Below are 14007 nucleotides of genomic sequence, written 5' to 3' on the forward strand. Positions count from 1 at the left end.
GGGGATTTGATTGTGGTATAGAATTGACGAGAAAACGAATGCTAAGGAAAAATCCTTTTTTGGAAATAGGAGGAAGGTTTTGAAGAAACGGATTCTGGGCACATTGGGAGCCGCCGTGGCGGCCATGGCGGTCTTCGTCACGCCGCTTCATAGGGCTGGGGCCGTGGAGCAGAATGCGGCCGCTGGGGAGGATCCCGCCGTTTTGGCGGAGGAGATTGCCCTGGGGAATATCTTCCTGTTTCCGGACGAGCCCGCCGCCGCTTCCGACGTGATCCCGGTGGACAATCCGGAGCCCGCTTCCGAACCCGCCGTTACCGAGGCGCGGGCCAAAGAGGAAGCCCAGGTGCGATCCGGCGCCAGCGATGAGGCGGAGGCGGTCTTTACCATGCATCAGGATGAGACCGTCCAGGTGCTGGAGCAGGCCGACGGCTGGTGCAAGGTGAGCTATGGCATCATTGAAGGCTATCTTCCCGAAGACCAGCTCTTTGTTTTGACCCAGGAAGGATATGACGGCACCGTAATGAAGGACGGCGCTGTGATCCGTCAGGCTGCTGAGGCCGAAGCTGCCGAAGTGGGCAAGCTTTACACCGGCAACGGCGTGCGGGTTATGGACTATCAGAACGGATGTTACAAGGTGTCCTACAAGGACGCAGTGGGATATGTGGAGGCCGCCAGCCTGAAACTGGAGGGAGACTTTACCGCTGAGGCCGAGGTGCGCTATCTTAAGAGCGGCATGAGCGGCGAGGCGGTGGTCAAGATGCAGAAGGAGCTGGCCAGCCGCAATTACTTTACGGGGGAGGCCACCGGAACCTTTGGGGACCTGACCGTAAAGGCGCTGAAGGAATTCCAAACCGACGCCAAGGTAACCGCCTCCGGCGAGGCGGACGCTAAAACTCTGGAACTGTTGTACGCGGACAACGGCATCAAGAAAGTGATTCCCACTCCTACGCCTAAGCCCACTCAAACGCCTAGCACTGGCGGCAGCAGCAATGTGCCCGCTACCCAGGTGAAGGGCAAGGTGCAGCTGGTGGATTGGAGCATCATCAACCGGACCATTCCTCGGGGATATACCGGGCTGCAGGTCATCGATGTGCGGACGGGCATCTCCTTTAACGCCAAGCGCAAGGGCGGCACCGTCCATATGGATACCGAACCCCTGACCGCCGCCGATACCGCCAAGCTGAAGCAGGCATACGGCGGAAGTTGGAGCTGGGCCCGCCGTCCCGTTTGGGTGGTGTATAACGGCAACTACTATGCCGCTTCCATGAATGGCATGCCCCACGCCGATTCCACCATCTCCGACAACAACTTCCCGGGTCATATCTGCATCCATTTCTTAAACAGTGAGACCCATGCGGAGCCAGGCATTCCGCAGAAGGTTGACCCGGCCCATCAGGCTTGCGTTCAGGAAGCCTTTAACGCTGGGAAGTAGAAGCAAGGCATGACGGCCGGCAGCACCCGCTGCCGGCCGTTTTTTGTTTGCTGGGGTTTCCAGGTGGAATTCCATGGGCTATAATCGGAGCAAAGGGGGAACGGGAATGCGTTTTTTGCACTGCGGCGATCTGCATATCGGCGCCGGCCGGGGAGACGGACGGGAGGAGGATTTTGCCACCGCATTTTTGGAGGTGGCTGCCCTTGCCGTCGATCGGCAGGTGGATTTTGTGCTCATTGCCGGCGATTTGTTTGATCGCCGGGAGATCAATCCTCAGGCTTTAGGACAGGCCTCTCGGGGCCTGGGGTTGCTGCGGCGGGCTGGGATCCCGGCCTATGCCATTGAGGGGAACCACGACAAAGCCCTCTATGTGGACCGGGAATCCTGGATGGATTATTTGGACCGGGAGGGGCTGCTCCACCTTTTGCGCCGCCCGGAGGGGGAACGCCTTTATCTGTCCTATGAAGAGGGGGGAAACGTAGCCTACTGCGGGAAAACGCGCATTGTAGGGCTCCCATACGCCGGAACCCGCACCCGGGAATTGGTGGAGCGGCTGACGGAAGAGATCCCCTCTTATGATGGGTTTACCATCGTTATGCTCCATTGCCCGGTGGGCAGCCAAATGGCCATGGATAACGCTTATCTTCCCTCACAGGTGGTGGAAGCCCTGGGGGAAAAAGCGGAGTATATCGCTTTGGGGCATATCCATACCGCTTATCGTCATCTGGACATCGCTTACAATCCTGGGGCCCCGGAAAGCGTTCGCCTTGAAGAGGGCATTGGCGGGGAAAAGGGGGTTTACCTAGGAGAGGTTGGTCCAGAGGGCCTCCGGGTGGAATTGATTCCCATCCGCCGCCGGACTGCCGTCCGGGGGGAAGCGCTGCTGACCCCTTATATGGATGTGCCCGGCGCAGAGACCGCGATCAAAAGAGCCCTTGCGGAGACGGTTCAGGAAGCTGGAGCGCTGGTATGCCTGCGGGTACGGGGAGAGGTATCCTTTGATCCCGCTCACTTGGATCTATTGGATGTGCGGGCCTATGGCCGGGAGCTGGGGATCAAGATGTTAGATCTCCAGATCCGGCTGCAGAACCGGGATTCCCTGGGAAGCGTTGCCATGGACATGGAGGAATTGGAGCGGGAGGTTCTGTCCACTCTTTGGCGGGAGAAGGGGTTTGAGGAGGAACGGCTGGTGGAGATGACCCTTCAGCTTAAGGAACGGATTCTGGAGGATCGCAACGCCTATGCCGAGATCGCCCAGGATGTGGAGCGGTTTGCCATGGAGAGGAGGGAGCAAGCGTGATCATCCAGCGGCTGGCACTGAAAAACGTCAAGAGCTATCGGGAGGGGGTCATCGACTTTGCCCCTGGTGTGAACCTGATCTGCGGGGAGAACGGGGCGGGGAAGAGCACCATCATCGAAGCCATCGGGTTCGCTTTGTTTGGGGTACAGCCCCCCATGAAGAAGGAGGAATTCATCCACAGCGGTCAGAAAAGCTGCCTGGTACAGGTGTGGTTTTCCGCGGGGGGACGGGAATATCGGGTGGACCGCTCCATGCGGGCCAGCGGAGGCGGTGAGCGCTGGGAGGTATATTTTGGGGAGGAGCAGATGGATCTCCATAACCGGGCCGATGTGCTTCCCTTCCTGCGGGAGGCTATGGGGATTGCCCCTAGCATCGATCTGGACGAGCTGTTTTCTCAGATGATCGCCATCGGTCAGAATGAGTTTTTGACCCCCTTTCTCATGACCCCAGCGCGCCGTATCGCGGAATTCAACGGAATCCTGGGGGTGGAATCCTACCGCCGAGCCAGCGACGCCCTGCTGCCTGCCGAGCGGCAGATTGAGGAAAGGGTTCGGGATCTGCGGATGGCGATGGAGTCCCTTCGGGAGAGCCAAGAGCGTCTTTTGGAGTATGAACAGGGTTTGGCGGCGGCTCGGGAAACCCTAACGGCGGCTCAGGCTCAGGGAGAGCGGGCAGCCCAGCGCGCTTCCATTGCAGGGGAGCTGGAAACCCTGACGGAGCGGATTCAAAACCTTGAGGAAAGTCGAAAGAGCCTGCAGGAACGGGTGGAGCGGGCGGAGGACGCCGGTATTCGAACCGGCGCTCTGGAGACGGAATACAGGGAATATCGTACCTTGGAGGAGGAACTGGCTCGGCTGCTGGAGGAAAGCCGGATCCTTACCATCCAATGGAAGGAACAACAGGAGTTGGCCCGACGCCATGGGGAAGCCACCGCCCGGGCTGGAGAGCGCCGAAGCCGGGGGAAATGGCTATTGGAGGAGGCAGAGAAGGAACGCAAGCGGCTGGAGGAGGAAAAGGAGGTCTGTTCTTGTTCCATAGAGGAAGTGGCCTTGGAGGTATCCACCGCTCGGGATATAGCGGAGAAGGAAGCGGAGGCTCACCGGCGCGCTGAGGACGCGGCCGCTGGGGGGAGCGCCATCCGATACGCCGGTCGCCGGGGAGCGGAGCTGCTGGAGGAACGCAGCCGCGCCCGGGCGCTGGCCGGAAAGCGAACGGAGCTGCTGACGCGGCGGGAGGCGCTCCGCTCAGAACAGAGCCGGATGGAGCGGCTGGCCCAACGGGAGCGTATCCTGGGGGAAACCTCTGTACAATTACAGGAGCGGATCGCCTACATGAAGCAGGGCGCGGCACAGATGGCGTCGGGCACTTGCCCGGTGGCGGGGGTTCCATGCCCGCTGGGGGAGGGGACGGAACCCTCCTTTCTGGAAGCCCGTACCGCGGAATTGACCGAGGAGCTGGCGGCCCTACAGGAAGAACGTATGGATGTATCCCAGGCGCTGGCGGAATCCAACCTAACCGAGGCCTTTTTGGCGCTGGAACGGGAACTCACCCAATGCGCCCAAGGAGAAGCCCAGGCGATGGAGCTGACGGAAGCCATGGAGGAATTGATGCTGGGACTGCGGGAATCCTTGGCTCCGGAGGAGCAAGTTGCCCTGGAACGGTTTCTGGACGTCCTACCGGAGGAGGGTTTGCCGGAGTTTGAGGGATGGGCTCAGGAAATTGCCCAGGAACGGGAAAAGGAAGAGCGCCGCCTTAGGGAAGAACTGGATGGAGCACGGCAGATCCTCCGGGATGCTGAAACCCGGCATGAGCGGCTGAAGGAGGAGCTTTCCGCTCTGGACAGCCGTTTAGCCGATTGCCTGAAAAAGCAGGAGGAAGGGGAGCGTCTTTTAGAGGAGGCTGGGGCGCTGGAGTTGGAACTTCAAACGGAGGGGTATCGGGAGGAGGCTCTGAAGTTGGCGGAAGAGGCCTATGCCCAGGTCATGGCGAAACAAAACGCCTGTGCCCAGAGGATGCAGACGCTCCGGCCAGTGTATGAGGAGTACCGAATCCAGCAAAGCCTGGCACAGACGGCGGATTCCCTGAAACGGGAGCGGAAGGCGGCGGATGAGGAACTGGCGGCCTTGGAAGAACGCCGGGGGCGTCTGGTCCATGCGCTGGAGGAGCTGGGATCCCTGGGGGAATCCGCCCAGAAATTGCGGCAAATGGCTCAGGAGGCGGCTCTTGCTGTGGGCCAGGCCCAGGAAGCGGTCAACGGCGCTCAGGCCCGGTATCAAGAGGCGGAGGAGCGGGCCGGCCGGTACCGGATGCTCCAAACCCAAGCGCAGGAGAAGGAACGGGCGCTTTCGTGGATGGGGGATCTTCGGGATGTGCTGAAACGGGCGGGCGGGCCCATGGCTCGGGCCATTCGGGAGCGGGTCTCCGCTCGGGCGGGAGAACTCTACCGCTCCATATCGGGGGAATCGGGACAGCTTAGATGGGAGGAGTCCTTCGACATTTTGATTGGGGATACCTTGGGCGGGATGTACCGCCAGAGGAGGTTTGGACAGTTGTCCGGCGGGGAGAAAATGACCGCCGCCTTGGCGGTTCGCTTGGCGTTGATCCAGACCTTTAGCAGCCTGTCCCTGGCTTTTTTTGATGAGCCTACCAGCAATCTGGACGCCCAACGCCGGGGCCGGCTGGGGGAGATGCTCCCCCGGGCGGTGGAGGGTTTTGACCAGCTTTTTCTCATTAGCCATGACGACGCATTTTACAGTATAACTGAAAATGTTGTGTATTTGGAAAAGACTTCCGGGGGTACCATAGTACGGGAATAGGATTTGTGGTAAAATACAAGGAATGACCAAGGATAAGGGATGAGAACATGAAGAAATCCACAGCCTTTTTGATGGCGCTGGCTTGTTTGTTGATCGGGTGTTTTGGCACCTATTTGATTACCACCGAGGTGCTTAGCGGCGGGGAGGGGGAATCCGGAGCCCTGGCCAAGGGAATGGAAGAACTCTACTGGTATCTGGACACCTCTTATTATCAGGACGCTGATTTGGAGCAGGTGAACGTGGGGGCTTATAAGGGGGCTATCACCGCCTTAGGAGATCCTTACTCCGAATATCTTACCACCGCGGAATACAACAGCATGCTGGAAGAGGAATCGGGGGAGTACAGCGGCATTGGGGTGACCGTATCCATTGATCAGACTACCGGATATCCCTATGCGGTAATCGTCCATAAGGGCTCTCCTGCGGAAGCGGCGGGGGTGCAGGTAAACGACCTCTTTATGGCCATCGATGGGACGCCCATCGACACCACCAAAAGCCTGAGCCAGATTGCCTCGGAGCTCAAGGGGGAGGAGGGTACTAAGATTGTGGTTACCGTCTACCGGGATAATGCTCCCATGGAGATTGAGATTACCCGGGGCCATGTGACCATTGACAAAGTGGAGTACCGTCTGCTACCGGACGACATTGGCTATCTGAAGATCCTGGAGTTCAATGGGAATTGCATAGAGGGCTTTGATCAGGCCATCGCTTTTTTCCAGGCTCAGGGGGTTCGAGGAATCGTCCTCGATCTGCGGGACAACCCTGGCGGCTATGTGGATTACGCTACGGCCATTGCCGATGCGCTTTTGCCGGCTGGGGACATCGTTACCACTCGGGATAAGCAGAGGAGGGAGCAGACCACCCGCAGCGATGCCAAGACTTTGGGGCTGCCCATCTCGGTGCTGATGAACGCCGGATCGGCTTCCTCCAGTGAAATTCTGGCGGGCGCTCTCCACGATAACGAGGTAGGGGAGATTGTTGGGGTAACCAGCTTTGGAAAGGCATTGGTTCAGCGGTATTACCCTCTTCGGGATAGCGATGGATTTTTGAAGATCACCATTGCCAGCTACTTTACCCCCGGAGGAACGGACATCAACGGCAAGGGTATCGAACCCGATTATGAGGTGGAACTGGCGGAAGAGCAGGTGCTGAAGCCCTCCACCCTAACCGATGAAAACGATTTGCAACTGAAGAAGGCCATCGAGGTGCTAAAACCCCGTATGGCCCAGTAAAATGGATGAAAAACAGCGCTTCGGCGCTGTTTTTTTGTATGGAGGGAAAAGGGCGAATGTTTTGTCTTGGATGAGGCTCTCGCTTTACCGGTATGGCGTGGCCCCAGCGGCACGCTGGAGGGGGGCCGTGGGAGAACCCATACCGCGGGCAGGACGATTGGATGTGGGAAAAAGGATGCCAGCGTATGGGTCCAGCGGCACGCTGGAGGATGACTAGTGCCATGGGAGAACCCATACCGCGGGCAGGACGATTGGATCTGGGAAAAGGGGGATGCCAGCGTATGGATCCAGCGGTACGCTGGAGGATGACTAGTGCCATGGGAGAACCCATACCGTGGGCAGGGCGATTGGATGTGGGAAAAAGGATGCCAGCGTGTGGGTCCAGCGGCACGCTGGAGGATGACTAGTGCCATGAGAGAACCCATACCGTGGGCAGGACGATTGGATGTGGGAAAAAGGATGCCAGCGTATGGGTCCAGCGGCACGCTGGTTAGTGGTTACTGGAGCCCATGGATTGCATCAGAAGGGGTAATAAACTTGCCATGCTGTTGCCGCCTCCTTGGTTTTGCCCGCCCATAGCGCTCATCAAGAGAGGCATCATGGCGGCCATGTTGCTGCCCTGGCCTGCCGTTCCCTGGTTTTGCCCACCCATAGCACTCATCAAGAGGGGCATCATGGCAGCCATATTGTTGCCCTGTCCGCCGTTATCTGCCGTCTGCTGGCCCATCATGGACTGCATCAGGAGGGGCATCATAGCAGCCATGGGATCCTGAGCGGCGCCAGAGCTGCTTTGTCCGCCCATGGCCTGAAGGAGAAAGGGCATCATGGCGGAGAGCTGGCTGTTGTTGGTTCCCGTTGGATTGGACGCATCTTGGTTTGTAGGGGGTTGCTGGCCTGCCATAGCCGATAAAAGGCTAGCCATTTGAGCGGCCTGATTGGCCGAATTATCAGGCTGGCCGCTTTGGACAGCCTGGCTTGGGCTAGACGTCTGAGGCGTCTCCATCCTGGGGGATGGGTTAGCGGCCTCGGGCAGAGGGGTTGCCGCAGCCTGGGCGGACAGCTTATGCAAAAGCGCCTCCAGCTCCTGAAGCTGGTCAGCCAAACCAGCCCCTGCGGCGACAGTGCCGGAGGCAGCGGAAGGGTCCTCCTGAGGCCCTCCATGCCGCCGTTCCTCCTGGGCGATGGTGCCCCGGATATAGGCGCTTTGGGCTATCTCCTGAGCGGCCCGTTGAGCAGTGGCGGCGGTATTGATCACCATGCGGCTCTTCTGTGGGAGGTACCGGCCAAAGGTATTGGCGACGCCCTCCAGGGTTCCGTTGAACCGCAGAGGCCGGGCCGGAGACCGGGGAGCTTCCTTGTGGGGAGCCATGGGGTATTTATGATAACGGGTATTCATGGAACCGCCTCCTTTCTAATCATACTATGCAGGGAGGGCTCCATTGGTACCCCCTTGGGCCGTTGTAAACCTTGCCGTTTTCTTCGCATAGGATATGGGACGGAGTGGAGGTGATACGATGGCACGTAGCTTGCGGAATTCACAAAAGCAGCAGGGACAAAAAATCCCCACCAATGTCCCGGGATTTTCTGAGAATGAAGTGATGGCGGCTTATAATTCTGTCCAGGGAAAGTCCCCTAAGGAGATGGAGGAGGAGCTCTTCCGGGTGGCGGCAAAGGAAATGCAGGACGGTACCTTTGATCCCAACCAGATGGACGATTTTTTAAAGGCGGTATCCCCTATGCTCAACCCTCAGCAACGGGAACGCATGGCCAGCCTCATCGCAATGGTAAAGGCACAGGCCAAGGGCTGACCTTAAGGCACAGGGATCGAGATCTTTTGCGAAAATAGCGAAATCATAGTATAATAAGGCTATCTTTTGCGAAAAGAGGGATACCATGGCCTATCAAATGAAGCAGGAAGAGATTGACGCCGTTCTTTCCATCCTGCCCCAGATGTACCCGGACGCTAAGGTGGAGCTGCGGTTTGAGGACGGGTTCACCCTTTTGGTTTCCACCATCCTGGCGGCTCAATGTACCGATAAACAGGTGAACAAAGTAACGCCGGCGCTGTTTGAACGGTTCCCGGATCCCTATGCCTTTGCCGCCGCGACCCCCGAAGAGGTGGAACCATACATTCGCAGCTGCGGGTTTTATTCCACCAAGGCCAAGAACATTGTGGCGGCCAGCAAAATGATCTGTGAGGTGTACGGAGGAGAGGTACCCCGGAGCATCGAGGAGATGCAGAAGCTGCCCGGCGTAGGCCGCAAAACCGCCGATGTGGTGGGAGCCGCTGCATTTGGGCTGGACGCCATTGCTGTGGATACCCATGTGTTCCGGGTCAGCAACCGGATCGGCCTTGCCGACGCCAAAGACGTGCTAAAGACCGAGTACCAGCTGATGGAGAACATCCCCAAGGATAAGTGGAGCGTGGCTCATCTTTGGCTGATCTTCCTGGGGCGGCGCCAATGCAGCGCCCGTAAACCCAAGTGCGAGACCTGTCCTTTGGCGCCCTACTGCCGGTATTACCGGGAGAACCACGGGATGATAGCGGAGAAAGCACAATAGCCGGGAGTTTTCCCGGCTATTTTTATCCGTTTCTAAATAATGGTTAGTTTTTTAACGTATTTTGCGTAATGAGATCCAGCATGGCTTCCCCAATGGAATAGAGAAGCATGCCCAGGACCTCGGATTCCTCCAGGCTCAATCCCTTACAGAAGGAATGGGCTAGGGCTGTGATCAATTCCTGGACATCCTGTTTCATGGGCACCCGGCTCCTAGATGGTCTGTTATCAGAGTACGCGTCGCTGCGCGCTACGGTTCCTCTGCCGGATGGATCTTAAGAATTGGGCCAAGGCCAAGAAAAGGATTGATCTCAGGGGGGATTTGTGGTAAAAAAGAAAAGTGAGCACAACGATACATTAGCGCACTAAATTATCCATAGGGAGTTGATTGTGATGTCCTACGTACAGGAAGCATATGCGAAAGTGGAAGCCCGCAGCGCCGGGGAACCGGAATTTTTGCAAGCGGTAAAAGAGGTTTTCCAGTCCCTGGAGCCCGTCTTTGAAAAACGTCCGGATCTGGCTCAGGCCCGTATCTTGGAGCGGCTGGCCGAGCCGGAGCGGCAGATCATGTTCCGGGTGGTTTGGCAGGATGATGAGGGAAATATCCAGGTAAACCGGGGATTCCGCATCCAGTACAACAGCGCCATCGGCCCCTATAAAGGCGGTCTGCGGTTCCATCCCAGCGTCAACCTTTCCATTATGAAGTTTCTAGCCTTTGAACAGACCTTCAAAAACAGTGGTACCGGCCTTCCCATGGGCGGTGGCAAGGGCGGCAGCGATTTCGATCCCAAGGGAAAATCCGACGACGAGATTATGCGGTTCTGCCAGGCCTTTATGAGTGAGCTGTATCGGCATATCGGTCCAGATACCGACGTTCCCGCTGGGGATATCGGCGTGGGTGCTCGGGAGATTGGATATCTATACGGCCAGTATAAGAAGATCCGAAATGATTTTACCTCCGTTCTTACCGGCAAGGGCCTCACCTATGGCGGCAGCATCGGACGGAAGGAGGCTACCGGCTATGGCTTGGTGTACTTCATGGACAACATGATCGGCGCCAAGGGCAAGTCCTTCCAGGGAGCTAAAGTGGTGATTTCCGGTAGCGGCAATGTAGCGACCTATGCCCTGGATAAGGTCAACCAGCTGGGCGGCATCGTTCTTGCCATGAGCGATTCCGGTGGATATATCTATGATCCTGACGGAGTGGATCTGAAGACCATCCAGAAGATCAAAGAGGTGGAGCGCAAGCGCATCAGCGCCTATGTGTCCTATCGGCCCAAGGCCCAGTATTTTGAAGGCTGCACCGGCATCTGGACCGTACCCTGCGACATTGCTCTGCCCTGCGCTACCCAGAACGAGTTGGATCTTGAAGGGGCCCAGGCGTTGGTGAAGAACGGCTGCTATGCCGTAGGCGAAGGCGCTAATATGCCTACCACCATGGAGGCCACCAATTACTTTATCGAGAAGGGGATCCTGTTTGCTCCCGGCAAGGCGGCCAACGCCGGCGGCGTTGCCTGCAGCGGGTTGGAGATGTCCCAGAACGCCATCCGGCTTTCCTGGACCATGGAGGAAGTAGACGCCCGGTTGAAGGAGATCATGGCGAATATCTATCGGAATGCCGCCAACGCTGCTAAGGAGTTCGGATTTGAGGATAACTTCGTGGTGGGCGCCAACATCGCCGGCTTTATGAAGGTTGCCGAGTCCATGATGGCTCAAGGCTTGGTATAAGAGCGGCATAGAGACATAGCAAATCGGGGCAGACTAGGTCTGCCAGGGAAAAGCCCGGCATATGCCGGGCTTTTTTTGGGCAGCGCGAGCGTCCATCTTAACGCATATTTTTGTCGATGGTTCTGAAATCCTTGCGCTTTACCAGCGTCTTGGAGCACTGAACCGAACAGAACCCATGCAATACGGAACCACCTGTATGAAAACGCAGATGGATTGGAGCAGAACTATATGCCGAAGGCATATAAAAAGGGTGCAGGCTCAGCCTGCTTGCGGGGTGGGGGAGAAACAAGGTATAATGAGGGCCAAGGAGTCGATGATATGTTTGTAGATAAAGCGAGAATTTTCATTAAAGCGGGGGACGGCGGCAACGGCTGCGTTTCCTTTCGGCGAGAGAAGTATATCCCCGCGGGAGGCCCGGACGGCGGGGATGGCGGCCGTGGGGGAGATGTGGTCTTTGTGGCGGATCCAGCCCTCCGCACCCTGATGGATTTCTCCTATAAGCGGAATTTCAAGGCCCAGAACGGCACTCCAGGCCGGGGAGCCAATATGACCGGCCCCAGCGGAGAGACCATGCGTATCCCGGTACCTGTGGGTACCGTGGTATACGATGAGGAGACCGGCGCTGTGATGGCCAATATGGACGAGCCCAATAAGGAGCGCAGAGTGCTGACCGGGGGGCGCGGAGGCAGGGGCAACGCCAAGTTTGCAAAGCCCACCCGCCGAACGCCTCGGTTTGCCCAACCGGGGGAACAGAGGGCGGGCCGCTTTGTGGTGCTGGAGCTGAAATCCATTGCTGACATCGGCCTGGTGGGCTTCCCCAATGTGGGAAAGAGCACGATTCTTTCTATGCTGACCCGGGCCAACCCTAAGATTGGGGACTATCACTTTACCACCATCTCTCCAAACCTTGGGATGTGCAGCGTGGACGGCCGCAGCTATGTGATGGCGGATATTCCCGGATTGATCGAAGGGGCCAGCGAGGGCTTGGGCCTGGGCCATGATTTTCTCCGTCATGTGGAACGGACCCGAATGTTGATCCACGTGCTGGATGTGTCCGGCTTTGAGGGGCGGGATCCGGTGGAGGATTTCGAGATCATCATGGGGGAATTGGAACGGTACAGCGAGGAACTAGCCCGCCGGCCTATGATCGTGGCCGCCAACAAAATGGATATCCCTCCCGCGGAGGAAAATCTTGCGCGGCTGCGGGAGTATCTTGAGGAGAAGGGGATTGAGGTGTTTCCGGTTTCCGCAGCCACCAACCAGGGGCTTTTGCCTCTGATGCGGAAGGCCGCCGCTATGGTGGACGATTTGCCGGAGCCTGATTATATCCTGGAGGATTTTCAGGAGGAGGAGATTCTGGAAGACCGCACTTTCAGCATCGATCAGGTGGAGGAAGGGGTCTTTGAGGTGAACGGTCCCCTGGCCGAGGATATCATGCGACGGGTAAACCTGGGGGATCGGGACAGCCTCAGCTTTTTTGCAAAAATGCTGGAACAGAACGGGATTGTGGACGCTCTGCGCCAGCATGGAGCCAAGGACGGGGACACCGTCATTATGGCCGAAACCGAATTTGACTTTGTGGATTGATAGGGAGAGAGACGAATGATTACGACGAAACAACGGGCCCAGCTGAGAGGAATGGCCAACAACCTTGCGCCGGTGCTCCATGTGGGAAAGGCCGGCATTACGGAGAATTTGATCCAGCAGGCGGATGAGGCCCTTGCGGCCCGGGAGCTCATCAAGGGCGCCTGCTTGGAGACATGCCCCATCACCGCTCGGAAGGCTTTGACCCAACTATGCGAGTTGACCCGTTCTGAGCCGGTCAGCCAGATAGGGCGGCGGTTTGTCCTCTACCGGAAGAACCACAGGGATCCTAAAATCATCCTTTAGGGGAGGTTCTGGTGTGGTAGTGGCTGACAAAAGCCAGCAAAAAGCAGAGCGCTGCCACAAAGGGATAATAAAGGTTGAATCCAGTGAAATAGGTGGTGGCAAGCAACACTAGGCCGCAGAAAAGATACGCCTTGGTCTTGCCGCTATAGAGAGCCTGCATCCTCAGCTTTTGCAGGCTCATCTCGTTTTGGCGAAGAGCCTCCAAAAGGGCGTTTTCGGTGGCGGCGGGGCTGGGGAGTTTTCCCGTCCGCTCGGCGGCTTTCAAGAGGGTGGCGCGGCTCAGTACGCTGAACCGGGTGGGATACAGCTTGTGGAGGAAGGTACGGGTTTCATCCGCCATGGGACAGGTGGCAACCACCACAATATCCTCGATCTCCTTGCTATGGGCCATACGGTACATATCCAAGGCGTCCTGGGGGGAAAGGGAATAGCTTTGGTGATACTGCACCGGGAACACCATGGAGATCTCGCCCTGGTTTTCGCAGATGAGAGCTCCCCGCAGGCGCCCTTTGACGGTATAGCCCATGGAGCCGATTAGCTCCACCACCAGAGAGGAAAACTCCTTGCCATCCATGAGCACCAACTGCTCTAGCCAGTATTCCTGGCTGAGTTCCCTGCGCTTGCGCTGGATAAAGGCGGCCAGCTTCCGTTCCTTTGCCACCTCGATGGCGGCGGATATTGCTAGGGTGGCGATGAGGGCCATCACCGCTCCCTGCCAAAGGCTATGTAGGCTTTGGCCAAAGAGAATCCAGAAGGATAGAAAGAAGACCAGCCGTAGGGCCAAAAAATCCAGGCCGCGAGCAACCGGCCCCCGGTTTTGATAGAGCATTCGTTTGTAGTAGCCTCGCAGGGTTTTGTTCAGCATATACCGTCGCCTCCATAGGAAAAGTGGTTTTTCTTAGTATTGCCACAAATTGGGCCTTTAACCTTTTAAAACCGAGAAAACTCCCGTATAATAGGAGCATCCGAAAGGAGGGGATTCCAGCGAGCGATTTTGTCTGCCATAGGGAGCAGTGTGCTCCCCGGTGCCGCCTTGAAGCGGCTCGGGTGG

Annotated in this window: 12 protein-coding genes; 9 read left to right on the forward strand and 3 right to left on the reverse strand. The window is 57.6% G+C overall.

Going from position 1 to position 14007, the window contains the following annotated elements; genetic code table 11:
- Nucleotides 1–79: 79 nt before the first annotated feature.
- From KP626_RS00385 to KP626_RS00400, 4 genes are all read left to right on the forward strand, one after another.
- The gene (locus KP626_RS00385; RefSeq protein WP_395977246.1) at nucleotides 80–1432 is read left to right on the forward strand and encodes an SH3 domain-containing protein; all 1353 of its coding nucleotides are present in this window, start codon (nucleotides 80–82) and stop codon (nucleotides 1430–1432) included.
- A gap of 73 nt (nucleotides 1433–1505) precedes the next feature.
- Entirely contained in the window at nucleotides 1506–2732 is a 1227-nt protein-coding gene (locus KP626_RS00390) for an exonuclease SbcCD subunit D (RefSeq protein ID WP_395977248.1), read from the forward strand.
- Nucleotides 2729–5548, forward strand: coding sequence for an AAA family ATPase (locus tag KP626_RS00395; RefSeq protein WP_395977250.1), 2820 nt, complete (start codon nucleotides 2729–2731; stop codon nucleotides 5546–5548). The genes KP626_RS00390 and KP626_RS00395 overlap by 4 nt, the downstream gene beginning before the upstream one ends.
- Before the next feature lie 47 nt (nucleotides 5549–5595).
- Nucleotides 5596–6780, forward strand: coding sequence for a S41 family peptidase (locus KP626_RS00400; protein WP_395977252.1), 1185 nt, complete (start codon nucleotides 5596–5598; stop codon nucleotides 6778–6780).
- A 490-nt stretch (nucleotides 6781–7270) separates the two neighbouring features.
- Here the strand turns inward: KP626_RS00400 and KP626_RS00405 are convergent, their stop codons facing one another.
- Nucleotides 7271–8176, reverse strand: coding sequence for a hypothetical protein (locus KP626_RS00405; RefSeq protein WP_395977254.1), 906 nt, complete (start codon nucleotides 8174–8176; stop codon nucleotides 7271–7273).
- A gap of 118 nt (nucleotides 8177–8294) precedes the next feature.
- On the opposite strand from KP626_RS00405, the gene KP626_RS00410 reads away from it, so the two are divergent.
- Together KP626_RS00410 and nth are read left to right on the forward strand one after the other, a co-directional pair.
- On the forward strand, nucleotides 8295–8588 hold the full coding sequence (locus KP626_RS00410) for a hypothetical protein (RefSeq protein WP_395977256.1): 294 nt from the start codon (nucleotides 8295–8297) through the stop codon (nucleotides 8586–8588).
- Nucleotides 8589–8673: 85 nt separating this feature from the next.
- Nucleotides 8674–9342 carry an endonuclease III gene (gene nth, locus KP626_RS00415; protein WP_395977258.1) on the forward strand — a complete coding sequence of 223 codons (669 nt, stop codon included), beginning with the start codon at nucleotides 8674–8676 and terminating at the stop codon, nucleotides 9340–9342.
- 43 nt (nucleotides 9343–9385) lie between these two features.
- On the opposite strand, the gene KP626_RS00420 is transcribed toward nth, so the two are convergent.
- On the reverse strand, nucleotides 9386–9538 hold the full coding sequence (locus KP626_RS00420; RefSeq protein WP_395977260.1) for a hypothetical protein: 153 nt from the start codon (nucleotides 9536–9538) through the stop codon (nucleotides 9386–9388).
- Between the two features lie 193 nt (nucleotides 9539–9731).
- On the opposite strand from KP626_RS00420, the gene gdhA reads away from it, so the two are divergent.
- The 3 genes from gdhA to KP626_RS00435 all read left to right on the forward strand — a co-directional run bounded on the left by gdhA (nucleotide 9732) and on the right by KP626_RS00435 (nucleotide 12956).
- The gene (gene gdhA / locus KP626_RS00425) at nucleotides 9732–11066 is read left to right on the forward strand and encodes an NADP-specific glutamate dehydrogenase (RefSeq protein ID WP_395977262.1); all 1335 of its coding nucleotides are present in this window, start codon (nucleotides 9732–9734) and stop codon (nucleotides 11064–11066) included.
- A gap of 318 nt (nucleotides 11067–11384) precedes the next feature.
- Nucleotides 11385–12653, forward strand: coding sequence for a GTPase ObgE (obgE, locus tag KP626_RS00430; RefSeq protein WP_395977264.1), 1269 nt, complete (start codon nucleotides 11385–11387; stop codon nucleotides 12651–12653).
- A gap of 15 nt (nucleotides 12654–12668) precedes the next feature.
- Nucleotides 12669–12956, forward strand: a complete 288-nt coding sequence (locus KP626_RS00435) for a YhbY family RNA-binding protein (protein WP_395977266.1) — start codon at nucleotides 12669–12671, stop codon at nucleotides 12954–12956.
- Here the strand turns inward: KP626_RS00435 and KP626_RS00440 are convergent.
- The gene (locus tag KP626_RS00440; RefSeq protein WP_395977268.1) at nucleotides 12946–13821 is read right to left on the reverse strand and encodes a hypothetical protein; all 876 of its coding nucleotides are present in this window, start codon (nucleotides 13819–13821) and stop codon (nucleotides 12946–12948) included. The genes KP626_RS00435 and KP626_RS00440 overlap by 11 nt on opposite strands.
- Nucleotides 13822–14007 lie beyond the last annotated feature (186 nt).

This window comes from Christensenella sp. MSJ-20, from assembly GCF_044357945.1.
Classification (GTDB): Bacteria; Bacillota; Clostridia; order Christensenellales; family QAND01; genus QAND01.

What these genes read in the sequence shown, in the direction of transcription:
- KP626_RS00390 (WP_395977248.1), top strand. Translation starts at nt 1,506, where the DNA reads ATGGGCTATAATCGGAGCAAAGGGGGAACGGGAATGCGTTTTTTGCAC.
- KP626_RS00400 (WP_395977252.1), top strand. Translation starts at nt 5,596, where the DNA reads ATGAAGAAATCCACAGCCTTTTTGATGGCGCTGGCTTGTTTGTTGATC.
- KP626_RS00405 (WP_395977254.1), bottom strand. Translation starts at nt 8,176, where the DNA reads ATGAATACCCGTTATCATAAATACCCCATGGCTCCCCACAAGGAAGCT.
- KP626_RS00410 (WP_395977256.1), top strand. Translation starts at nt 8,295, where the DNA reads ATGGCACGTAGCTTGCGGAATTCACAAAAGCAGCAGGGACAAAAAATC.
- nth (WP_395977258.1), top strand. Translation starts at nt 8,674, where the DNA reads ATGGCCTATCAAATGAAGCAGGAAGAGATTGACGCCGTTCTTTCCATC.
- KP626_RS00420 (WP_395977260.1), bottom strand. Translation starts at nt 9,538, where the DNA reads ATGAAACAGGATGTCCAGGAATTGATCACAGCCCTAGCCCATTCCTTC.
- gdhA (WP_395977262.1), top strand. Translation starts at nt 9,732, where the DNA reads ATGTCCTACGTACAGGAAGCATATGCGAAAGTGGAAGCCCGCAGCGCC.
- obgE (WP_395977264.1), top strand. Translation starts at nt 11,385, where the DNA reads ATGTTTGTAGATAAAGCGAGAATTTTCATTAAAGCGGGGGACGGCGGC.
- KP626_RS00435 (WP_395977266.1), top strand. Translation starts at nt 12,669, where the DNA reads ATGATTACGACGAAACAACGGGCCCAGCTGAGAGGAATGGCCAACAAC.
- KP626_RS00440 (WP_395977268.1), bottom strand. Translation starts at nt 13,821, where the DNA reads ATGCTGAACAAAACCCTGCGAGGCTACTACAAACGAATGCTCTATCAA.